21 protein-coding genes are annotated in these 22,182 nt (G+C 70.2%); 4 read left to right on the top strand and 17 right to left on the bottom strand.

Annotated elements, in window-relative coordinates:
* Positions 1–40: 40 nt before the first annotated feature.
* Together ACQEVG_RS06085 and leuA are read right to left on the bottom strand one after the other, a co-directional pair.
* Positions 41–700: a TerB family tellurite resistance protein gene (locus tag ACQEVG_RS06085; RefSeq protein WP_432985101.1), complete on the bottom strand. Its 660-nt coding sequence runs from the start codon at positions 698–700 to the stop codon at positions 41–43.
* A 230-nt stretch (positions 701–930) separates the two neighbouring features.
* Positions 931–2,691 (bottom strand): 2-isopropylmalate synthase, encoded by a 1,761-nt coding sequence (gene leuA / locus ACQEVG_RS06080; RefSeq protein WP_432978155.1) that lies wholly within the window; start codon positions 2,689–2,691, stop codon positions 931–933.
* Positions 2,692–2,987: 296 nt separating this feature from the next.
* Between leuA and ACQEVG_RS06075 the strand changes: the two genes are divergently transcribed.
* Both ACQEVG_RS06075 and ACQEVG_RS06070 read left to right on the top strand, forming a co-directional pair.
* Positions 2,988–4,055: a M4 family metallopeptidase gene (locus ACQEVG_RS06075; protein ID WP_432978152.1), complete on the top strand. Its 1,068-nt coding sequence runs from the start codon at positions 2,988–2,990 to the stop codon at positions 4,053–4,055.
* A 25-nt stretch (positions 4,056–4,080) separates the two neighbouring features.
* Entirely contained in the window at positions 4,081–4,347 is a 267-nt protein-coding gene (locus ACQEVG_RS06070) for a protealysin inhibitor emfourin (protein WP_432978149.1), read from the top strand.
* Here the strand turns inward: ACQEVG_RS06070 and ACQEVG_RS06065 are convergent.
* Positions 4,331–4,963 (bottom strand): TetR/AcrR family transcriptional regulator, encoded by a 633-nt coding sequence (locus ACQEVG_RS06065; RefSeq protein WP_432978146.1) that lies wholly within the window; start codon positions 4,961–4,963, stop codon positions 4,331–4,333. The two genes, ACQEVG_RS06070 and ACQEVG_RS06065, sit on opposite strands and share 17 nt — an antisense overlap.
* A 162-nt stretch (positions 4,964–5,125) precedes the next feature.
* Here ACQEVG_RS06065 and ACQEVG_RS06060 point away from each other — a divergent pair, with 162 nt between their 5' ends.
* Positions 5,126–5,299, top strand: a complete 174-nt coding sequence (locus ACQEVG_RS06060) for a hypothetical protein (RefSeq protein WP_432978143.1) — start codon at positions 5,126–5,128, stop codon at positions 5,297–5,299.
* Positions 5,300–5,302: 3 nt separating this feature from the next.
* Here ACQEVG_RS06060 and era read toward each other — a convergent pair whose 3' ends face one another.
* The 3 genes from era to ACQEVG_RS06045 form a co-directional block, all read right to left on the bottom strand.
* A complete protein-coding gene (gene era, locus ACQEVG_RS06055) occupies positions 5,303–6,244 on the bottom strand; it encodes a GTPase Era (protein ID WP_432978140.1) in 942 nt (313 codons plus the stop codon).
* Between the two features lie 484 nt (positions 6,245–6,728).
* Positions 6,729–7,082, bottom strand: a complete 354-nt coding sequence (locus ACQEVG_RS06050; protein WP_432978137.1) for a cytidine deaminase — start codon at positions 7,080–7,082, stop codon at positions 6,729–6,731.
* A 22-nt stretch (positions 7,083–7,104) separates the two neighbouring features.
* Entirely contained in the window at positions 7,105–7,965 is an 861-nt protein-coding gene (locus ACQEVG_RS06045; RefSeq protein WP_432985098.1) for a helix-turn-helix transcriptional regulator, read from the bottom strand.
* A 117-nt stretch (positions 7,966–8,082) separates the two neighbouring features.
* On the opposite strand from ACQEVG_RS06045, the gene ACQEVG_RS06040 reads away from it, so the two are divergent.
* Entirely contained in the window at positions 8,083–9,483 is a 1,401-nt protein-coding gene (locus ACQEVG_RS06040) for an MFS transporter (protein WP_432978134.1), read from the top strand.
* A 205-nt stretch (positions 9,484–9,688) separates the two neighbouring features.
* Here the strand turns inward: ACQEVG_RS06040 and ACQEVG_RS06035 are convergent, their stop codons facing one another.
* The 11 genes from ACQEVG_RS06035 to ACQEVG_RS05985 all read right to left on the bottom strand — a co-directional run bounded on the left by ACQEVG_RS06035 (position 9,689) and on the right by ACQEVG_RS05985 (position 21,787).
* Entirely contained in the window at positions 9,689–10,042 is a 354-nt protein-coding gene (locus ACQEVG_RS06035) for an MmcQ/YjbR family DNA-binding protein (protein WP_432978131.1), read from the bottom strand.
* Positions 10,039–11,331 (bottom strand): hemolysin family protein, encoded by a 1,293-nt coding sequence (locus ACQEVG_RS06030; protein ID WP_432978128.1) that lies wholly within the window; start codon positions 11,329–11,331, stop codon positions 10,039–10,041. The genes ACQEVG_RS06035 and ACQEVG_RS06030 overlap by 4 nt, the downstream gene beginning before the upstream one ends.
* On the bottom strand, positions 11,328–11,825 hold the full coding sequence (gene ybeY / locus ACQEVG_RS06025; RefSeq protein WP_432978125.1) for an rRNA maturation RNase YbeY: 498 nt from the start codon (positions 11,823–11,825) through the stop codon (positions 11,328–11,330). Before ybeY ends, ACQEVG_RS06030 begins: the two co-directional genes overlap by 4 nt.
* A 12-nt stretch (positions 11,826–11,837) precedes the next feature.
* The gene (locus ACQEVG_RS06020; RefSeq protein WP_432978122.1) at positions 11,838–12,854 is read right to left on the bottom strand and encodes a PhoH family protein; all 1,017 of its coding nucleotides are present in this window, start codon (positions 12,852–12,854) and stop codon (positions 11,838–11,840) included.
* Positions 12,855–12,981: 127 nt separating this feature from the next.
* Entirely contained in the window at positions 12,982–14,091 is a 1,110-nt protein-coding gene (locus tag ACQEVG_RS06015) for a carbohydrate kinase family protein (protein WP_432978119.1), read from the bottom strand.
* A gap of 94 nt (positions 14,092–14,185) precedes the next feature.
* Positions 14,186–15,493: a glucarate dehydratase family protein gene (locus ACQEVG_RS06010; protein ID WP_432978116.1), complete on the bottom strand. Its 1,308-nt coding sequence runs from the start codon at positions 15,491–15,493 to the stop codon at positions 14,186–14,188.
* A gap of 240 nt (positions 15,494–15,733) precedes the next feature.
* A complete protein-coding gene (locus ACQEVG_RS06005) occupies positions 15,734–16,765 on the bottom strand; it encodes an adenosine deaminase (RefSeq protein WP_432978113.1) in 1,032 nt (343 codons plus the stop codon).
* Positions 16,762–17,670 carry a ribonuclease Z gene (locus tag ACQEVG_RS06000; protein ID WP_432978110.1) on the bottom strand — a complete coding sequence of 303 codons (909 nt, stop codon included), beginning with the start codon at positions 17,668–17,670 and terminating at the stop codon, positions 16,762–16,764. Before ACQEVG_RS06000 ends, ACQEVG_RS06005 begins: the two co-directional genes overlap by 4 nt.
* 16 nt (positions 17,671–17,686) lie before the next feature.
* Complete coding sequence (locus tag ACQEVG_RS05995) at positions 17,687–18,046, bottom strand: histidine triad nucleotide-binding protein (RefSeq protein ID WP_432978107.1); 360 nt, start codon at positions 18,044–18,046, stop codon at positions 17,687–17,689.
* 154 nt (positions 18,047–18,200) lie between these two features.
* A complete protein-coding gene (locus tag ACQEVG_RS05990) occupies positions 18,201–21,389 on the bottom strand; it encodes a S41 family peptidase (RefSeq protein WP_432978104.1) in 3,189 nt (1,062 codons plus the stop codon).
* A gap of 47 nt (positions 21,390–21,436) precedes the next feature.
* Entirely contained in the window at positions 21,437–21,787 is a 351-nt protein-coding gene (locus ACQEVG_RS05985; RefSeq protein ID WP_432978101.1) for a hypothetical protein, read from the bottom strand.
* Positions 21,788–22,182 lie beyond the last annotated feature (395 nt).

Below are 22,182 nucleotides of genomic sequence, written 5' to 3'. Positions count from 1 at the left end.
GTGCGGGAGCCACGTAAGCGGGCGGCGCGCGGACCGCGTACTAGAACGGCGTGCGGGCCGTGGCCAGTAGCCGCGCCGTGTCGTCCGCGCCCAGTTGCAACGCCGTACCGACCGTGGTCAGCACATCACGCTCCGCCGGGCTGTACGGACCGTCCGCGAGGGCGATACGCGCACCCTGCAGCAGAATCGATTCGCGGCCCGCGGGAGCCAGATGCGGTGCGAGCGGCTCCAGCGCCTCGTGCAGTTCGATGGCGAGCGCCGCGCCATAGGGCCCGGTGTCGGCGACGAAGCGACCGGTGTCCGCCGCGAGCGCCTCGATCAGACCGGTGAGCTGGTCCTCGGTGCAGTCGTCGAGGCCGGCCGCGCGGACCGTGGCCACGGCGGCGTCGCGGACCGGGCGGGAGGAGGTGCCTCCGGAGGCGAGGACCGCGAGGGCGACGGTGTGGACGGCGTCGCGGAGCATCGCGGAGAAGCGGGCGGTGGTGGGGTGGTCGAGGGCGTCGGTGCCGAAGTGGCCGTGGCAGGCGGCACATTCGATGACCGGGCCTGCCGCGCCGCGCGGCAGCAGGGGCAGGCCGAGGAAGGTGAAGCGGCGTCTGCCGGTGCGGCGGCGGTAGTTGCGATCGCCTCCGCAGTCGGGGCAGAAGAACTCGCCGTCGCCGACCGTGTTCCAGGAGGTATGAACGCCGCAGACCAGCATTTTTCGGCCGAACGGTCCCTGGTCTGGCTGCACGTCGCACCTCCGTAATGCTCCGGCAACATTGCCGCGTTGACGTGATGTTAGCCACAGCGACGATGTGGCGTCAGCACCCCGGAAGCAGGACGCCGGGACATGGCCGATTCCTCGCCCTGACATGAGTCGCCGGACGGGCTCGATTTCAAGCCCGTCCGGCGATGGAGAACGAAGATACGGGGCGAGCCCCGCCCGTCCTAGCGCGCGGCCCTGTTCACCGCGGAGACAACCGCCTTCAGCGACGCCCGGGTCGTGTTGGCGTCGATACCGATCCCCCACAGCACCTTGCCGTCGATCGCGCACTCGATGTACGACGCGGCCTGCGCGGACGCGCCCTCGCTCATCGTGTGCTCCTGGTAGTCCAGCAGCCGCGCGTCCACGCCCACCGCGTTCAGCGCCTCGAAGAAGGCCGAGATCGGGCCGTTGCCGGTACCGGTCAGCACGGTCTCGGTGCCGTCCACGACCGCCTCGACATTCAGCGTGTCGGTGCCGTCCTTGTCGGTGGAGCTCTGGCCGGAACGCAGCTGGATACGGCCCCACGGATTGTCCGGGTTGGGCAGGTACTCGTCCTGGAAGACCGACCAGATCGCCTTTGGCGTGACCTCGCCGCCCTCGGAGTCCGTCTTCGCCTGGATGATCTTCGAGAACTCGATCTGCATCCGGCGCGGCAGGTCCAGCTTGTGGTCGTTCTTCAGGACGTAGGCGATACCGCCCTTGCCGGACTGCGAGTTGACCCGGATGACCGCCTCGTAGGAACGGCCGACGTCCTTGGGGTCGATCGGCAGATACGGCACGGCCCACTCGATCTCGTCCACCGTCTTGCCCTGGGCGGCCGCGTCGGCCTCCAGAGCGTCGAAGCCCTTCTTGATGGCGTCCTGGTGGGAACCGGAGAAGGCGGTGTAGACCAGATCGCCCGCATACGGGTGGCGCGGGTGGATCTCCATCTGGTTGCAGTACTCGCTCGTACGACGGATCTCGTCGATCTGCGAGAAGTCGATCTGCGGGTCGACGCCCTGCGAGAACAGGTTCATGCCCAGCGTCACCAGGTCGACATTGCCGGTGCGCTCGCCCTGCCCGAACAGACAGCCCTCGATCCGGTCCGCGCCGGCCATGATCGCCAGCTCGGCGGCGGCGACGGCGGTGCCGCGGTCGTTGTGCGGGTGCACCGACAGGCATACGTGCTCGCGGCGCGTCAGGTTCCGCGACATCCACTCGAAGCGGTCGGCATGCGTGGACGGCGTCGAACGCTCCACCGTGGCAGGCAGGTTGAGGATGATCTCGCGGCCGGCCTCGGGCTGCCAGACGTCACAGACGGCCTCGCAGACCTCCAGCGCGAAGTCCAGCTCGGTGTCGGTGAAGATCTCCGGGCTGTACTGGTAGCCGAAGGTCGTCTCGGGGCCCAGGATCTTCTCCGCGTACTCCATCACCAGCCGCGTGCCGTCCACGGCGATCTGCTTGATGTCGTCCTTCGAGCCGCGGAAGACGACCCGGCGGAAGGTGGGTGCCGTGGCGTTGTACAGGTGCACGGTCGCGCGGTGGGCGCCGACGATGGACTCGACGGTGCGCTCGATCAGGTCCTCGCGCGCCTGGGTCAGGACGGAGATCGTCACGTCCTCGGGGATCGCGCCCTCTTCGATGATGGAGCGTACGAAGTTGAAGTCGGTCTCGCCGGAGGAGGGGAAGCCGACCTCGATCTCCTTGTAGCCCATGCGCACCAGCAGGTCGAACATCTCGCGCTTGCGGGCGGGCGACATCGGGTCGATCAGGGCCTGGTTGCCGTCGCGCAGATCGGTCGACAGCCAGCGCGGCGCCTTGGTGATCCGGTTGTCCGGCCAGGTGCGGTCGGGGATGTCCACGGCCTCGTACTTGCCGTACTTGTGGATCGGCATCCCGGACGGCTTCTGGGTGTGGGTCGCGTTGGTGACGGGCGTGGGGCGACCGACAGAGTTGTCAGACATTGCGTAGGGCTCCTCGGGGTCCATCAAGTAGGACGGCCGACTGAGTCGAAGCAGCACCAGATCCCGCGGGGAGGGGGTCGGCCTACGACTACAGGCCCTCGCCGCGGCAGCTAAGAAGAAGCAGCCCGAAACGCATGATGCAGAGAAGCGTAACCGAGTGGCGAGAAGACGGCTGTCCCGTATCAGTATGCGGGACACCATTCCGGTTACGCCCAAACAGTGGTGCATCACTCCATTTCACTAATCATGGTGGCAACTAGTGACAGCTCCATGACCCAGTGCCACAGTCCCGTTGCATGAACTCCAACGCCCGCCGGGTGAACCCGGTCTTCTGCACCATCGTGCCGCCCCATGTCCTCGACAAACTGGCCCGCGCCGAGGACCCGGCGATCGCCGAGTCGGCGGCCCGCACTCTCGAACACGACGCCCTCCAGCGCACCCGCCGCCGGATCACCACGGTCCGCGGCCTGGCTCCGAGCGTGAGCGCCACCGTCTCGGACCGGCCGAACCGCACGATCTACGACGCCGGGCACCGCGAGACCGTACCGGGCAGGAAGGTGCACTCCGAGAACGACCAGCCCGCCACGGACGCCACGGTCAACCGCGCGCACGCGGGCCTCGGTGCGACCTTCGACCTGTATCTGCAGGTGTACGGACGTCACTCGATCGACGACTCGGGCCTGCCGCTGAACGCGACCGTCCACTACGGCGAGAAGTACGACAACGCGTTCTGGGACGGACATCGGATGGTCTTCGGCGACGGGGACGACGATCTGTTCCTGGACTTCACCCTGCCCGTGGACGTGATCGGGCACGAGCTCACCCATGGGGTCACGCAGTACACGGCGAACCTGGAGTACTTCAGCCAGTCCGGCGCGCTGAACGAGTCCATGTCGGACGTCTTCGGCTCGCTGATCAAGCAGTACGCGCTGGGCCAGAGCGCCGACCAGGCGGACTGGCTGATCGGCGCGGGCCTGCTCGGGCCGAATGTCACCGGTGTCGCCCTGCGCTCGATGAAGGAGCCGGGCACGGCGTTCGACGACGATGTCCTCGGCAAGGACCCGCAGCCCGCGACGATGGAGGACTACGTCAAAACCGGTCGCGACAACGGCGGCGTCCACATCAACTCGGGCATCCCGAACCATGCCTTCTACCTCGTCGCCACCGCACTGGGCGGCAATGCATGGGAGCGGGCGGGCCAGATCTGGTACGACGTACTGACCGGTGGAGAGCTGGCGACGACCGCACAGTTCTCGGACTTCGCCGCCCTCACGGTGGCCGCGGCCCGCGCGCGCTACGGCGAGGGCGCGGAGCAGGAGGCTCTGCTGAAGGCGTGGTCCCAGGTCGGGGTACCTAGCAGCTGAGCCGTTCTCGTACTAGACAGAACCCATGCGTATCCAGGTAAGGCGCACAGGAGGATTCGCCGGCATCGAGCGGGTCACCGAGGTGGACACCACCGGGCGGACCGACGCGGGCGAGTGGCACGCCCTGGCCGAGCAGGCCGTGGCCGACGGCCGGGGCACGCCACCCGCGGGGGTGCCGGACGGGTTCAGCTACCAGATCACGGTCGACGGGCGGACGGTGTACTGCGCCGACCCCCGGCTGTCCGAGGCGCAGCGACAGCTGATCTCGCTCGTCCTCAAGGAAGGTTCCTGAGGGAGTCGGGAGCGGAGGCGGTCGCCGCTTCGACACTGTCCCCCTGACCGATCGCGAAGTCCCGGACGAGTGCGAACAGGGTCTCGTCCGGGGTGCGCGGGCCGGTGAAGTAGCCCGCCCGCTCCAGTTGGGCGAGACCGTGCATCTGACACCAGAGCTGCCAGGCCCGCAGCGACGCGTCGCCGTCCCGGAAGCGGCCGGCGTCGGTGCAGCGGCGGATCACACCGTAGGGGACACGGAGCATGCCGGTGCCCATCTCCCGGTCGGCGTCGGTGAGTTCGAAGCCGGCCAGCTGGGATCCGCCGAACATGACGGCGTAGACGTCCGGCTCGGCACGGGCGAACTCCTGGTAGACGTGGCAGATGGCGTACAGGTCGGCGACCGGGTCGTCGGTGGGCCGTGCGACATCGGTCCGGGCCTTGAAGCGCTCGAACCCTTCGCGCATCACCTCGCGCACGAGCGCCGGCATGGAGCCGAAGTGGGTGTAGACCGCCATGGTCGAGGCGCCGACGGCCTTGACCAGGCGGCGGGCGCTGAGAGCGGCGGGGCCTTCGTCGGCGAGGACGCGGGCGGCTTCGTCGAGGAGTCGGCGGCGTACGGGTTCCGGGGCTGACACAGCAGCAGCGTAACGCTGTTATGGCTATAACGGTGTTATTCAACGGGATGCGGGGACCATGCTGCTGACCAAGAGGGTGTTGCGGACACGCGTGCGGCGGCTGCCGGAAGCGGCGGGTGACAGCGGTTTACGCAAGGGGCGGGCCCGGCGCTGCGGTTACTGGTGCTCGGCGACTCGACGGCCGCGGGGGTCGGCGCGGCCGACCACGAGGAGGCGCTGGCCGGCCGGCCCGATGCCCCAACGCCCCGGACGCCGAAACGCGTCCGCATCCACAGCATCGCGGCCCACAAGGCGCGCAAGCGGGCCGGGGCCGAATGCGCCGAGCTCACCCCGTGAGGGTCAGAAGCCCAGCTTGCGCAGCTGCTTGGGGTCCCGCTGCCAGTCCTTCGCGACCTTCACATGGAGGTCCAGGAAGACCGGCGTACCCAGCAGCGCCTCGATGTGCTTGCGGGACTTCACGCCGACTTCCTTCAGGCGCTTGCCCTTCGGGCCGATGATGATGCCCTTCTGGCTGGGGCGCTCGATGTAGACGTTCGCGTGGATGTCCAGCAGCGGCTTGTCCGCCGGGCGGTCCTCGCGCGGCAGCATCTCCTCCACCACCACCGCGATCGAGTGCGGCAGCTCGTCCCGTACGCCCTCCAGCGCGGCCTCGCGGATCAGCTCCGCGACCATGACCTGCTCGGGCTCGTCCGTGAGGTCGCCCTCCGGGTAGAGCGTGGGACCCTCCGGCAGCAGCGGGATCAGCAGATCGGCCACCAGCTGGACCTGCTTGCCGCCGACCGCCGAGACGGGGACGATCTCCGCCCACTCCATGCCCAGCTCCTGGCCGAGCCGGTCGATCGCGATCAGCTGCTCGGCGAGGGTCTTGGAGTCGACCAGGTCGGTCTTGGTGACGATCGCGACCTTCGGGGTCTTCTTGATGCCCGCGAGCTCCTTGGCGATGAAGCGGTCGCCGGGGCCGAGCTTCTGGTCGGCGGGCAGACAGAAGCCGATCACGTCGACCTCGGCCCAGGTGGTGCGCACGACGTCGTTCAGACGCTCGCCGAGCAGCGTGCGCGGCTTGTGCAGGCCAGGGGTGTCGACCAGGATCAGCTGCGCGTCCGGGCGGTGCACGATGCCCCGCACGGTGTGCCGGGTCGTCTGCGGCCGGCTGGAGGTGATCGCCACCTTCTGGCCGACGAGAGCGTTCGTGAGGGTGGACTTGCCCGCGTTGGGGCGGCCGACGAAGCAGGCGAAGCCGGCCCGGTGGGGGGCTTCGGAAGACTGGGTACGAGCGCTCATGGCGCCCATTCTCCCTGATGCCAGACGCCCTCGGTGACGCGCGCCCGCCCACGCCGCGCCCGGGCCCACACCGCCGCACCCGTCACGGCCGCCGCAAGCAGCAGCGCGACCAGCACGGCAGCGCGAATAAAGAGATCCCCCGCCGACTCGTGCACGTCTGCCGACGGCGACCGAGCCGGTCGCTGCGCCGATCTTCTGAGGAATGCCGGCGGCCATTGACGCGTGAGGGCCGAAAGAAGTCAATGGAATCGAAATGCGCCGTCTGATGACCCATCAGATACTGTCAAGATCCGCGTTCTCGCAGGCCGGAAGGGGAATCGGCGCCACCGGATCGCTGACGCCGATTCCTGTCACAGTCGTGCTGTCACCGCCGCGGGCATCATGACCCCCTCGACGAATTTGCCGATCCCGACGGTGCCGGAGCCCGCCGGCGCGACCCAGGCGAACAGCCGCCGGCGCCGCGCTGCCGTCGAGGCGAGGCGCATCAGCCCGCCGCCACCGAGGCCTTGAGCTCCCCGTCGGGCCCGGCGAGCAGCACCGGGGTCGCGGGCCCGCCCAGGTCGCGTACTGCCGCGCGGTCCGCGTCGGAAGCGGCCTCGGCCGCCGAGACGACGGCCGCGGCCTCCAGGGACTTCGCGCCGCTGGCGACGGCCATGGCGACGGCGGTCTGCAGGGCGCTGAGCTTGAGCGAGTCCAGGTCCACGGTCCCGGCGACGTAGGTACGTCCGGTCTCGTCCCGTACGGCAGCGCCCTCGGGCACACCGTTGCGGGCCCGGGCGCTGCGCGCCAGCGTGATGATCTTGCGGTCCTCGGGGCCGAGGTCGGTGCTCTGCGTCATGGCTCGAGCATAGACGGCCTGGTCAGCCCGCCACGGGATACATGGAGCCCCGGCGTCCCTCCGGGCTCGCCAGCCACTCCAGCTTCTGCGCCGTGTCCGCCTCGGGCAGCGCCGTATGCATCACGATCGCGAGGTCGGGGCGGGCCGGGACCCGCAGTTGGGTCGATTCCACGAAGAGCGTGCCGACCAGCGGGTGCTCGATCTCTTTGCGGACCTGGCCGCCGGGGGCGATGTCGCGCCGCTCCCACAGCTCGGTGAACTCGTCACTGACCGCCTTCGCCTCCTCGACCACCGCCTTGAAGCCCTCGTCGTCCGGGCAATCGGAGCAGGCGGCGCGGAACTGCGCGACGACATACGGCGCGTTCTGCTCCCAACTCGTCGCCCGCGCACGGTAGATGGGGTCGGTGAAGAAGGCGACCAGACAGTTCTGCACGAGGTCGGGGCGCATACCGAGGATCATCCCGGCCGCGTCGTTGTACATGATCGTGTTCCAGTAGCGGTCCATGATGTGCGCGGGGTACGGCATCCAGGCGTCGATCAGCCTGCGCAGCCCGGCGCACATGTCCGCATCGCCCGGATCGACCTCGGGCGCGGGCGGGTTGAGCCCGGCGAGTACATAGAGATGGCGGCGCTCGGTGCTGCTCAGCCGCAGCACCCGGCCCACCGAGTCGAGGACCTGCGGCGAGACGGTGATGTCCCGCCCCTGCTCGAGCCACTGGTACCAGGACACGCCGACGCCCGCGAGGACGGCGACCTCCTCCCGGCGCAGTCCGGGCGTACGACGGCGGGCCCCGCCGTCCGGGAGGCCCGCCTCGGCCGGGCTGATCCGGGCGCGCCTGCTCATCAGAAACTCGCGCAGCTCACCGAGGCGGTGCGCCTTCATCACATTGTGCTCGACCGACGCGGCCACGTACTCCCCCTGTCCGTCTGCCTGGTGGTCCGACCAACAGGATAAGTTCCCGCTCCCCATGGCTATTCCTGGAGACCGAAGGTGTTGACCATGGCAATCGACACCTCCGTCCCCACTCCCCCAGCGACGGCTCCGCCGAAGCTCACCGGCCGCGCGCGACTGATCCTCTTCGTGCTGTGCGCCGCGCAGTTCATGGTCGCCCTGGACTTCTCCGTACTGAATGTGGCGCTGCCCGACCTCGGCAAGGACCTGGGGCTCAGTCAGTCCGCCCTGCAGTGGGCGGTCACGGCCTTCGCGCTGCCGTCGGGCGGCTTTCTGCTGCTGTTCGGCCGGATCGCCGATCTGTACGGGCGGCGCAGGCTCTTCCTGACCGGGCTCGCCGTCTTCGGCGCGGCATCGGTGCTCGCGGCGCTCGCCTGGAACCCGGCGGCGTTCCTGGCCGGGCGGGCGTTGCAGGGCCTCGGCGCGGCGGTCATCGTGCCGACCGGCATGGCCCTGCTGACCACCACCTTCCCCGAAGGCCCGCAGCGTGACCGGGCGTTGGGCATCAGCGGCACGCTGCTGTCGCTCGGCTTCACCGTCGGCATGGTGCTGGGCGGCGTGATGACCGACACGCTGGGCTGGCGCTCCACAATGGGTCTGCTGGCCCTGTTCACCCTGATCGTCCTGCCGCTGGCGCCGGGGCTGCTGCCCGAGTCGCGTACACCGGACCGGCCTCGGCTCGACGTGCCCGGCGCGATCACCGTCACCGGCGGTCTGCTCGCGGTGATCTACGCCCTGTCCACGGCGGCGCAGCGCGGCTTCGGCGGCGCGGACGTCGTGGACACGCTGGTCGCGGGCGTCGCGCTGCTGATCGCCTTCGGGGTGGTCGAGTCCCGGTCGGCCGCCCCGCTGGTCTCCCTGCCGATGCTGCGGCGGCGGACGGTGGCCTGGGGCAATCTCGGGGGCCTGGTCACCTTCTCGATGATGAGCACGGTCGTCTTCGTCCTCACCCTGTATCTCCAGGAGACCCTGGACCTCTCGGCGTTCCGGACGGGTCTGGTCTTCGGCGTCCAGGGCGTCCTCTCGGCCGTCGCCGGTACCTATGCCCCCAAGGTCATCGGTCGCCTCGGCGCCCGGCGCACCCTGGTCTACTCCCTGCTCGGCCAGGGCCTGTTCGTGGCGGCACTGCTGTGCCTCGGCGCCGAGTCGGGCGCGCTGCTCGCGACGGCCGCGGTGTCGCTGGCGAGCATGTGCCATCTGGGCGCGATCATCTCGTACGGGCTGACGGTGACGTCGGGCGTCCCGGACGAGGAACAGGGCCTGGCGACGGGTCTGGTCACGACGACGCAGCAGGTGGGCATCACGATCGGCATCCCGCTGCTGGGGGTGCTGGCGACGACGCAGGGTTCGCTGTTCGACGGCGTGCGGGTGGTGCTGGGGGTCGACGCGGCGATTGTGGTGGGGGCGGCGGTGCTGGTGGGCTTTGGCTTGCGGAAGGGTCGGGCGTAACGCCTGCGGCGGGGCTTTCCCCTACCCGCCCCTTCCCTGAACTGGGGCTCCGCCCCAGACCCCGCGCCTCAAACGCCGGCGAGGCTGGAGATGTGCGGCTCACCAGCACAATCAGGCCCCGTGGGGGTCCCCCCGGACGAAGTCTGGGGGAGTTTGAGGAGCCGGGGTCCGGGGGCGGAGCCCCCGGTTCGTTCGGGAAGGGCGGCTACGGCCGGTCCAGGCGGAGCCGGTCCGCCCTCGGGAGGCCCGCCACCACCAAGTCGTACGAGTCCTCGATCAGCTCGCGGACCATCCGGTCCGGCAGCTCCCCCACCGTCACCGTGTTCCAGTGCCGCTTGTTCATGTGCCAGCCCGGCACGATCGCCTCGTACTCCCCCCGCAGCCGCACCGCAATCTCCGGCTCACACTTCAGGTTCACCTTCAGCGGTTTCGCATCCAGCGCGCCGAGCGCGAAGAGCTTGCCGTGGACCTTGAACACCGATGTCTCGGGCCCGAACGGAAACTCCTCCACCGCCGCGTTGAATTCGAGGCAGAACGCCCTCAGTTCCTGTGCCTTCATGCCGCCGCACCCTCTTCCGGTCGCACCGGCTCCGCCAGCACCGTGACGATCTTGTTCCGGCGGCCGGCCGGGGACTCGGCCGTCAGGCGCAGGGCGCGCCCGTCCGGCAGGTCGACCACCGCGGACGCGCCCGCGATCGGGACACGGCCGAGTGCCTTCGCCAGCAGACCGCCGACCGTCTCCACGTCCTCGTCGTCCAGTTCGTCGAGGCCGTAGAGCTCGCCCAGGTCCCCGATGTCGAGCCGGGCGGTGACCCGGAAGCGCCCGTTGCCGAGCTCCTCGACCGGTGGCAGTTCACGGTCGTACTCGTCCGTGATCTCGCCGACGATCTCCTCCAGGATGTCCTCGATCGTGACGATGCCCGCCGTCCCGCCGTACTCGTCGATGACGACCGCGACATGGTTGCGCTTCTGCTGCATCTCGCGCAGCAGATCCCCGGCGTTCTTGGTATCCGGCACGAACACCGCCGGCCGCATCGCCGTCGAGACCAGGTCCGACTCCGACTCACGGTTGATGTGCGTCTTGCGCACCAGGTCCTTGAGGTAGATCACACCCACGATGTCGTCCTCGTTCTCCCCGGTGACGGGGATCCGCGAGAAGCCCGAGCGCAGCGCGAGCGTCAGCGCCTGCCGGATGGTCTTGTAGCGCTCGATGCAGACCAGATCGGTCCGCGGCACCATGACCTCGCGTACGAGCGTGTCGCCGAGTTCGAAGACGGAGTGCACCATCCGCCGCTCGTCGTCCTCGATGAGGGACTCCTGCTCGGCCAGGTCCACCATCGCCCGCAGCTCCGCCTCGCTGGCGAACGGGCCCTTGCGGAAGCCCTTTCCGGGGGTGAACGCATTGCCCAGCAGGATCAGCAGCTGCGGAATCGGGCCCATGATCCTGGCGAGCGGCAGCAGGACGTACGCCGCGGCCGTCGCCGTGTTCAGCGGATGCTGGCGGCCGATCGTGCGTGGTGAGACGCCGACCGCGACATAGGAGACGAGCACCATCACGCCGATCGCGACGAGCAGTGCCTGCCAGGTCTCGTTGAACTCCTCCAGGCAGGCATAGGTGACCAGCACCCCCGCCGCCATCTCGCAGGACACCCGCACCAGCAGGGCGACATTGAGATAGCGGGTCGGGTCGGCGGCGACCTGCGACAGCTTCGCGGAGCCGCGGCGCCCGTTGCGTACGGCCTCGGCGGCGCGGAAGCTCGAGACACGGGCGAGGCCCGCCTCCGCGCACGCCGCCAGCCAGGCGACGACGACCAGCAGAATCGCGCCGAAGATCAGTTGAGCGGTCATGAGACGGTCGGCGCCGGGGACGGACCGGTCAGGCCCTTCTCCGCCCGCCAGCCGTCCACGATCGCCGCCTGCAGACCGAACATCTCGGCCTTCTCGTCCGGCTCCTCATGGTCGTAACCGAGCAGATGCAGCACTCCATGGACCGTCAGGAGCTGGAGCTCCTCGTCCATGGAGTGCTGCGTCGGCGCCTCTTCGCCCTGCTGCTTGGCGACTTCGGGGCAGAGCACGATGTCACCGAGGAGCCCCTGCGGGGGCTCTTCGTCGTCCTTGACCGGCGGGCGCAGCTCATCCATCGGGAAGGACATGACATCCGTCGGACCGGGAAGGTCCATCCACTGGATGTGCAGCTGTTCCATGGCCTCGGCGTCCACGACGATCACCGAGAGCTCGGAGAGCGGGTGGATACGCATCCGCGCGAGCGCGTAGCGGGCGACATCGAGGATCGCCTGCTCGTCGACCTCGGTTCCGGACTCGTTGTTGACGTCGATCGACATGGTGCGCTGTGACTACTTCCCGTTTTGGCTGTCGTACTTCTCGTACGCGTCGACGATACGGCCGACGAGCTTGTGCCGTACGACGTCCTGCGAGGTGAGCAACGAGAAGTGCACGTCCTGCACGCCGTCCAGGATCTCCCGGACCTGGCGCAGACCGCTCTTGGTGCCATTGGGCAGGTCGACCTGGGTGACGTCACCCGTGATGACGATCTTCGAGTCGAAGCCGAGCCTCGTCAGGAACATCTTCATCTGTTCGGGATTCGTGTTCTGCGCCTCGTCGAGGATGATGAACGCGTCGTTGAGCGTCCGTCCTCGCATGTACGCCAGGGGCGCGACCTCGATCGTGCCCGCCGCCATCAGCCGCGGGATCGAGTCGGGGTCGAGCATGTCGTGCAGCGCGTCGTACAGCGGCCGCAGATACGGGTCGATCTTCTCGTAGAGCGTGCCGGGCAGGAAGCCGAGCCGCTCGCCCGCCTCGACGGCGGGCCTGGTCAGGATGATCCGCGTGACCTGCTTGGACTGCAGGGCCTGGACCGCCTTGGCCATGGCGAGATACGTCTTGCCGGTACCGGCGGGGCCGATGCCGAACACGACCGTGTGCTTGTCGATCGCGTCGACGTACCGCTTCTGGTTGAGGGTCTTGGGGCGGATGGTGCGGCCGCGGCTGGAGAGGATGTTCTGGGTGAGCACCTCGGCCGGGGTCTCGTCCGCTCCATTGCCGTTCTCGCTCGCCTTGAGCATGGCGATCGAGCGTTCCACTGCGTCCTCCGTCATCGGCTGACCGGTGCGGAGCACCAGCATCATCTCGTCGAACAGGCGCTGGATCAGTGCGACTTCCGCCGCGTCGCCGACCGCGCTCACCTGATTGCCCCGGACATGGATGTCGGCCGCCGGGAAGGCCTTCTCGATCACGCGCAGCAGGGCATCACCCGAACCCAGGACGGTCACCATCGGATGCTTGGCGGGGACGGTGAAGTGGGCTCGTGCCTGCCCCGGCGCTGGGGTCTGGGCTGTAGGTGTCTGAGTCATGGGCCGGCTCTGTGGCCTGCACATACCTCCCGTTGCAGGGTTCTCGCTGCTCGACAACCTCTGGAACACCAGCGTACGACCTGACACTGACAAGGCCGAGGGCTTTTCCGGCGGGGCCCCGGCGGATCTACGCGGAGCGGCCGAAGCCGATGGTCGGGACGGCTCTGCGCAGCGGCCAGGGCCGGGCCTGCGTGGGCAGCAGGGCGTCGAGGAAGGCGTACCGCCGCAGGGCCGCCGGGTCCTGGTCGGCGACGCCCTGGACCCGCTGCCACCAGGCCCCGACCTCGGACCAGCCCGGGGCGGAGAGCGATCCGCCGAATTCCTGCACCGACAGGGCCGCGGTCAGCCCGGCGAAGGCGAGACGGTCGGCGAGCGGCCAGCGGGCGAGGGTGCCGGTGACGAACCCGGCCACGAAGACATCGCCGGCGCCCGTCGGGTCGAGCGCCTCCACCTCGATGGCCGGGACCTGTGCGGTCTCGCCGGTGGCTCCGTCCACGGCGTACGCGCCCTCCGCACCGAGGGTGACGACGGCGAGTGGTACGCGGTCGGCGAGCGCGTGGGCGGCGGCGCGCGGGCAGTCCGTGCGGGTGTAGCGCATCGCCTCCTCGGCGTTGGGCAGAAAGGCCTCGCAGTGCTCCAGATCGGCGAGGTCGGCCGGGTCCCAGTGACCGGTTTCGTCCCAGCCGACGTCCGCGAAGATGCGGCTGCCCTTGCGCGCGGCCTGGGCGATCCACTCGGCGCGGCCGGGGGTGAGGGATGCGACGGCGGCCCTGGCGGGCGGCGGGCAGTCGGGGGCGGGCTCGGGCGGCGGGGCCTCGTGGCCGTGGGAGACCATGGTGCGCTCGCCCTCGTACGCCATGGAGACGGTGACGGGCGAGTGCCAGCCGGGCACGGTGCGCGAGAGGGTGAGGTCGATGCCCTCGCCCTGTTCCAGGGCGTCCCAGCAGTACTCGCCGTAGTGGTCGTCCCCGAACGCGGCGGCGAGCGAGGTCCGCAGCCCCAGCCGGGCGAGCGCGGTGGCCATATTGGCGACGCCGCCGGGGCTGGAGCCCATGCCGCGGGCCCAGGACTCGGTGCCGCGGACGGGAGCGGTGTCGAGGCCGGTGAAGATGATGTCGAGGAAGACGTTGCCGGTGAGGTAGACGTCGCAGGCCGGGTCGGCGGGGGTGCGCACGGCGGCCAGGGGGTCCAGGCCCGCGGCAGTGTGGTCCCGTTGCTCTCCGTGTCGAGTGGTCACCGTGCCGCCGCTCCTGGTACGTGGTGCAGATCAGGCCAGTGTGCCTGACGTAGCCCCGACCTCGCCCCTCCTCGCCACCGTGCCTGACCGGTCGCTACCAGCGGGGTACCGGCGGCGCCGTCCAGCCCGGCTCGGCGACGCGCATCGCCGCCGCGTCGTCCCGGTCCCGCATCGCGCCGTCGTCGTCGAGCCAGCGCCGGTGCAGGCGGGCCAGCTTGTTGCGGTCCAGTTCCACGCCGAGTCCCGGCAGATCACTCACGGCCAGGCGACCGCCCTTGAATTCGAGGCGCTCGGTGATCACGTCCTCGCTCTGCCACGGGTAGTGGCTGTCGCAGGCGTGGTCCAGATGGGGTACGACGGACGCGACATGGGTCATGGCGGCGAGGCTGATGCCCAGGTGGGTGTTGGAGTGCATGGACAGGCCGACCCCGAACGTCCGGCAGATCGCGGCCAGTTCACGGGTGTTGCGCAGCCCGCCCCAGTAGTGGTGGTCGCTGAGGACGACCTGCACGGCCCCGCGGGCGAAGGCCTCCGGGATCTCGGCGAAGGTCGTCACACACATGTTGGTGGCCAGCGGTACGTCGGTGCCGGCCGCGACCGCGGCCATCCGGTCCGTCGTGCTCGCCGGGTCCTCCAGATATTCGAGGACGTCACCCAGCTCCTCGGCGACCCTCAGTGAGGTCTCGACCGACCAGGCGCCGTTGGGGTCGAGCCGCAGCGGCCGGCCGGGGAAGGCCGCCGCCAGTGCGCGGACCGCCGCGATCTCCTGGTCCGGATGGAAGACGCCGCCCTTCAGCTTGAAGGAGGTGAAGCCGTAGTCACGGGCGAGGCGACGGGCCTGCGCGACGACCCCCGCCGGGTCGAGCGCCGCGCCCCAGTCGTCGGACTCCCCCGCCCCGCCAGGGTGTTCGGCCCACCGGTAGAAGAGGTACGCGCTGTACTCGACGGCGTCCCGCACCTTGCCGCCGAGCAGCGCGTGCACGGGCAGTCCGAGCGTCTTGCCGAGCGCGTCGAGGCAGGCGACCTCGAAGCCGGAGACGACCGAGAGCCGCAGCTTGTCGGCGGTCTGCACACCGCGCAGCCCGCCGGCGTCGACGGCGTCCGCGCCGGTGGCTGCCGCGGCGAAGTCGCCACACACCAGGTCCGCGAGCCGGTGCAGCCCGTTCACATCGCTGACCGGGCTGCCGGGCAGCGCGTCCGCCAAGGGGGCCGCCAGGTCGAGGTACTTGGCGTCGCCGTAGGTCTCGCCGACACCGGTGACGCCGCCCGCCGTGACCACTTCGACGATGAGCCGCGGGGTGTACGGCTGGTGCACGCCCTGCGTGTTGAGCAGCGGGGCGTCGGCGACGAGGATCGGGGTGAGCCGCACCTGGGTGATCGTGAGGTCGTTGCCGGTGCTCATGCCGTCTCCCCATGGGGTGTGTACATGTATGAGAATGAAGATTAGGTACGCGAACGATGAGCGTCAATGGCAAGTCACCGGGTTCGTGGTGAGCGTGGGCCAGGGGGCGTTGGTGTTGCTGCCCGGTGGGTGGTTTCGCGGGCGAACCGCACAGGGATGGCCCCGTACCCCGTACCCACACCTCAATCGGCCCAGAAGCCGGAAATTCAAGCCCGTCCGGCGATTGATGCGACCCGGGGTCTACTCCGCGCCGCCCGCCTTGAAGTCGTACGCCTCCACCTCCGCCAGCAACCGCCCCCTCCGCTCCTCGTCGTCCTCCAGGAACGACGCCACGAACGAATTGCGCGCCAGCTCCCGCAACTGCTCCTCGCTCAGCCCCAGCGCCTCGTGCACCGCACGGAAGTTGTCCCCCACATAGCCGCCGAAGTACGCCGGATCGTCGGAGTTCACCGTGCACAGCAGGCCCTCGGCCATCATCCGCGGCAGCGGGTGTTCCGCCAGCACGTCCACGGCCCGCAGGCGCACGTTCGACAGCGGGCAGAGCGTCAGCGGAATCCGTTCCCGGGCCAGGCGTTCGACCAGGTCCGGGTCCTCCATGCAGCGCAGGCCGTGGTCGATGCGCTCCACGCCGAGGATGTCCAGGGCCTCCCGGATGTACGCCGGCGGGCCCTCCTCGCCCGCGTGGGCGACCTTGCGCAGGCCGAGCGCGGCCGCTGCCTCGTACACCTCGCGGAACTTCGACGGCGGATGACCCGCCTCCGCCGAGTCCAGGCCCACCCCCGTGATCCGGTGCAGATACGGCTTCGCGGCCTGAAGCGTCTCCATCGCCGACTCGGCGGACTCGTCCCGCAGGAAGCACATGATCAGCCGGGTGGAGACGCCGTACCGCTCCTCGCTGTGGTCCAGCGCACGGGCCAGTCCCTCCACCACCGTGCCGAGCGGGACGCCCCGCGACGTGTGGGCCTGCGGGTCGAAGAAGATCTCCGCGTGGCGCACGCCCTGCGCGGCGGCGCGCGCCAGATACGCGTCGGCGAGATCGGCGAAGTCGTCCTCCGTGCGCAGCACGGCCATCAGGCCGTAGTACAGGTCCAGGAACGACTGCAGATCCTGGAAGAGATACGCGCGGCGGAGCTCCTCGGTGTCCTTGTACGGGAGCGTCACGCCGTTGCGCGCGGCGAGCGCGAACGCGAGCTCCGGCTCGAGGGTGCCTTCGATGTGGAGGTGCAGTTCGGCCTTGGGGAGTGGGGGGAGTGACACGACGTTCTCGCTCACTGGTGACGTTTGGGGAAGGGGACGCGCAACAGATCCCGGGCAATGGTCAGATCGCCGTCGAAGCCGGCCGCCCGCGCCTGCCGCTCGAACTCCTCGGCCTCGTTGTACCGCTGCGAGAAGTGCGTCAGCACCAGATGCCGCACACCCGCCTCACGGGCCGCCGTGGCCGCCTGGCCGGCGGTCAGGTGGCCATGGTCGGCGGCAAGTTGATGATCCCCGTCGAGGAATGTGGACTCGATGACGAGCATGTCGCAGCCCTCCGCCAGCGCGTGCACGCCGTCGCAGAGCCGGGTGTCCATCACGAACGCGAAGCGCTGGCCTCTGCGGACCTCGCTGACCTGCTCCAGCGCGACGCCGTTCACGTGGCCCTCGCGCTGGAGCCGGCCCACGTCAGGGCCCTTGATGCCGTGCTCGGTGAGCTTCTCCGGCAGCATCCGGCGGCCGTCCGGCTCGACGAGGCGGTAGCCGTACGACTCGACCGGGTGCGACAGCTTGCGCGCCTCGAGGGTGTACGAACCGGTCGCGGCCAGCAGCCCGTCCGCGGCGACCGGGGCGGGGGCGAGCTCGGCCGTCTCGCGGTACGCCGTCGCGTACCGCAGCCGGTCGAAGAAGTGCTGCCCGCTCGCCGGATAGTGCACGGACACCTCGTGCGGCACCCGGTCCAGGTTGATCCGCTGGATCACTCCGGCGAGTCCCAGGGAGTGATCGCCGTGGAAGTGCGTCACGCAGATCCGGTTGATGTCGTGCGCGGCGACGCCGACCCGCAGCATCTGCCGCTGCGTACCCTCGCCGGGGTCGAACAGGATGCCCTCGCCGTCCCAGCGCAGCAGATAGCCGTTGTGGTTGCGGTGCCGGGTCGGGACCTGGCTGGCCGTGCCGAGCACGACCAATTCACGTACGGACAAGGTGAGCCGGCTTTCGTTATCCGGGGGGCCACTCGAGGCCGCGGCCGCCCAGCAGATGCGCGTGAGCGTGGAAGACGGTCTGGCCCGCGCCGGCGCCGGTGTTGAAGACGATCCGGTATCCGGTGGCGTCGATCTTCTCCTCGGCGGCGACCTCGGCGGCCTCCCGCAGCACATCGGCGACGAGCTGCGGCTGGGCCGCGGCGAGGGTCGCGGCGTCGCGGTAGTGGGCCTTGGGGATGACCAGGACGTGCGTCGGGGCCTGCGGGTTGATGTCGCGGAAGGCGACGATCTGCTCGGTCTCGCGTACGACGGTGGCAGGCACCTCCCCCGCGGCGATTTTGCAGAACAGGCAGTCAGCCTGCGGTTCTCCCGCCATGCCGGGCTCCTCCTCGGTGAGTGCACTGGGACCGGCATCGTATCCAGTGATCGGGTTCCCAGGCGCGGCGTGCCGGGGCGTTGGAGGAGTCTCCCGAGTTCGCGGGCGGGGGCCCGCAATGCGAGCCCCCGCACCCTTCAGCCGGCCCGCACCACTACGGCAGCACCGGCGGCGACTTCGCCGGGTTCTCCGACAGCACCGCCAGCGCCATCCGCACCGCCTCGTCCAGCTGCGGGTCACGCCCTGCCGCGTGGTCCTGCGGCGACATCACCACCTCCACGTCCGGATCGACGCCGTGGTTCTCCACCCCCCAGCCGTACCCCTCAAGCCAGAAGGCGTACTTGGGCTGAGTGACCAGCGTCCCGTCCACCAGCGAGTACCGGCTGTCGATGCCGACGACACCGCCCCATGTGCGCGTGCCCACCACCGGGCCGATCCCCAGTGCTTTGATCGCCGCGTTGACGATGTCGCCGTCCGATCCCGAGAACTCGTTCGCCACCGCGACGACCGGGCCGCGCGGCGCGTCCAGCGGATAGCTGAACGGCTGCATCCCGCGCGGCAGGTCCCAGCCCACGATCCGCCGCGCCAGTTTCTCGACGACGAGCTGCGACGTATGCCCGCCGCGGTTCTCCCGTACATCCACGACCAGGCCCTCGCACGCGACCTCGACCCGCAGATCCCGGTGGATCTGGGCCCAGCCCGGCGCCTGCATGTCGGGGACGTGCAGATAGCCGAGCCGGCCGCCGGACCTCTCATGGACGTACGCGCGCCGGTCGGCCACCCAGGCGTGGTACCGCAGTGGCTCCTCGTCGGCGAGCGGGACGACGACCGCGTGCCGTGGATCGCCGCCGCCCGCCGGGGAGATGGTCAGTTCGACGGGCTTTCCCGCCGCGCCGACGAGCAGCGGCCCGGGCCCGGCCACCGGGTCCACCGGCCGGCCGTCCACCGCGAGGATCGCGTCCCCCGCGCGCACCGCGACGCCCGGCGCGGCCAGCGGCGAGTGGGCGTGCGGGTCGGACGTCTCGGACGGCAGGACGCGGTCGATGCGCCAGATGCCGTCCGCCGCGCGGGAGATGTCCGCACCGAGCAGACCCTGCCGCGTCGACCTGTCCCCGTACCAGGTGCGCGGCGTGACGTACGCGTGCGAAGTGCCGAGTTCGCCCTGCACCTCCCAGAGCAGGTCGATCAGATCGTCGTGGGTGGCCACCCGCGAGAGCACCGGGCGGTAGCGGTCCAGTACGTCGTCCCAGTCGACGCCGCCGAGGTCCGCACGCCAGAAGTTGTCGCGCATCAGCCGACCGGCCTCGTCGTACATCTGCCGCCACTCGGCGGCCGGGTCGATGCTGCCGCGTACGCGCGAGAGGTCGACGGTGATGTTGGTGTCGCTGTCCTCGTCGCGCGAGGCCCTGCGGTCGCTGGGCACGACCTTGAGGGTGCCGTCGGTGTACAGCAGCACCCGCTTGCCGTCGCCGCTGACCGAGAAGCTCGTGGCGTCGGACGAGAGCTCCTCGACCCGTTGCTGGACGAGGTCGAACCGCTCCAGCTCCGTCCGGGGCCCGGGGTCGTCGGGCGTTGCACGGGTCGCGCCGAGGACGCCGCGCACCGGGTGGCGCAGCCACAGCAGCCCGTCCTTGGCGGCACGCAGTGTCGAGTAGCGGGCGGCCTCGACGGGGAAGGGCACTATCCGGTCCGCGAGCCCGTCGAGGTCGATGCGCGTGACCGCGGCGTCCTCCGCGTCCTGCCCGCCGTCCTTGTCCTTGTCGGCGTCGAAGGCCCGGCCGTGGCGCTGCGGGCCGAACGGCGACGGTGTGGTGGCCGCCAGGGTGATCAGGTGCGGGCGGCAGCCGCCGACGAAGGCGAGGTCGAAGACGTGTGTGTCGTAGACCGGGTCGAAGGCCCGCTCGGAGAGGAAGGCGAGATGCTTGCCGTCGAGGGTGAAGGCGGGCTGGAAGTCGCGGAAGCGCAGCGGGGTGGCCTCGGCGACCGACAGATCGGCGGTGTTGGCGAGCTTCAGCTGGCGCAGCGGATCCGGTCCCGCGTGCGACCAGGCGAGCCAGCCGGAGTCGGGCGAGAAGGCCAGCCCGTTGGCCTCGCCGTGCTCGCTGCGGTCGACCTCGCGGACCTCGCCCGACTCGCGTTCCACGAGGAGTACCCGGCCGTCGTGGGAGGCGACGGCGGCGCGGCTGCCGTCGGGGGCCGCGGCGAGGCTCAGTACGCGGCCGAGCCGCCCCGCACCGAGCCTGCGGGGCGTCGCGCCGGGTCCGGTGGCCGGGGCGAATTCGAGCGCGTCCTCGCCCTCGGCGTCGGTGACCCAGACGACCTGCTCCTCGCCGTCCACCCGGAAGGTGCGGGGCAGCCTGGCCCGTACCCCGGGCTCCACGGCGAGCGCCCGCGCGGGTCCCTCGCGATGGGTGACCCAGTGGATGCCGCCGCGGATCTCCACGGCGCTGCCGCGTCCGGTGTGGTCGGGGGTGGCGGTGCCGAGGTGGTGGTCGGCTCTGACCGGGCGGGGCCGCAGATCGGTGCGCTGACCGCCCAGGCGGATGTCGAGCCGGCGGGGCTCGGCCGTATCGAGGTCGTCGAGGAGCCACAGTTCGCCCGCGCCGGCGTAGGCGACGCGGGTGCCGTCGGTGGCCGCGTGGCGGGCGTAGAACCCGTCGACCGAGGTGTGCCGCCGCAGATCGGAACCGTCCGGCAGGGACGAGTACACCGCCCCCACTCCTTCGTGGTCGGAGAGGAACGCGATCCTCTCCCCCACCCACAGCGGATACTCGATGTTCCCGTCGAGCTCCTCATGCAGGCGTACGAACTCCCCCTCGCCCGCCCGGTCTATCCACAACTTGCCCGCCGTGCCGCCCCGGTAGCGCTTCCAGGCGGCGGCCTCGCGCCCCATGGTGGCGGAGAGCAGCAGGACGTGCGGTCCGTACGCGATGTCGCCCACCGGCCCGTACGGGAGCACGGTCGCGGGCCCGCCGTCGAGCGGGACGGCCCGCGCCCAGGTGCGGCGCAGCGAGGCCTGGCCGTAGGTGCTGATCGCGAGGATCTCGCCGTCCGGGGTCCAGCCGCGTACGGAGGTCTTGATGCTGCCCCAGTACGTCAGCCGGTCCGTGGGCCCGCCGTCGATGGGGCCCAGATGGACCTCGGGGGCACCGTCCCGGTACGAGGTCCAGGCTATGTGCGTGCCGTCGGGCGAGATCCTGGGATGGTTCACCGGAACGTTGTCGGCGCTGACACGCCACGCCCGGCCCCCGTCGAGCGGGGCGACCCAGACGTCGTCCTCTGCGGTGAAGGCGATCAACTCGCCGTGGACATGCGGGTACCGGAGGTAGGCAGGGTGCGTCACACCGTCACCCTAGGCAGGGTGCCACCGCCCGGTCACGGCTTTGGGGATCACTTGCCCGGCGGGTCGCGTGTCTCGGTCACGGTAACGGTCACCGTGACCGTGGGCCGCGGCTGCCCGCCCGGTGGGGTGGGCGAAGGGCCGCTGCTGGAAGCGGCGTTGCAGTTACCGAGGACGCTGGCCTCGAAGACAACCTTGCCGTCGATCCTGGCGATCAGGTTGCCGCGTACGCACGCGCCGGAACGCTCCTCCGTCACCCTGCCCTTGAGCGTGATCTTCTGGCCGGAGTCGGTCTCTCCCTGGCAGTCGACGGTGGCAACGCCCCCGCCGGAGGGCGGCGTGGACGCCCCGGCACTGGCCTTCCCGTCGCCGATCTTCGCCGTACAGCTCAGCCAGCGCACCTTGAAGCCGATCCGCTCCAGCGTGCTGGTCCCCGTCTTGTCGGTGGTGACCGCGACCGCGACGGGCTCAGCCCGCCGCTCACCGGCTCACAGGCCGCGACACCCACAACTGCCGCCCCTGCGACGCCGATTGCGACAAGGGAGCGCCGGTACCTCGTTGGTCTCATGCCCCGCATAGACGCAGGGTGGCACCTAGTCCCCCGGGAGGAAAGAGTGGTTGCGGACACAAATCCCCCGTACGGTCGGTGACATGACCAGAAAGCCGCATCGCACGCGCCGGCTCGTGGTCGACGCCGACACGTTCCTCGCGGTGCGTGCGGCGGGCCGCTCAAGTCGCTGGGCCAGATCGTGACCCCGCAGCATGTCTTCACACTGCCCGCCCAGCCGGCCGCGAA

The organism is Streptomyces sp. CA-135486, assembly GCF_050936555.1.
In the GTDB taxonomy this organism is placed as follows: domain Bacteria; phylum Actinomycetota; class Actinomycetes; order Streptomycetales; family Streptomycetaceae; genus Streptomyces.
Note: the sequence above shows the minus strand (reverse complement) of the source record. Positions and strands in the feature narration are given on the sequence as shown.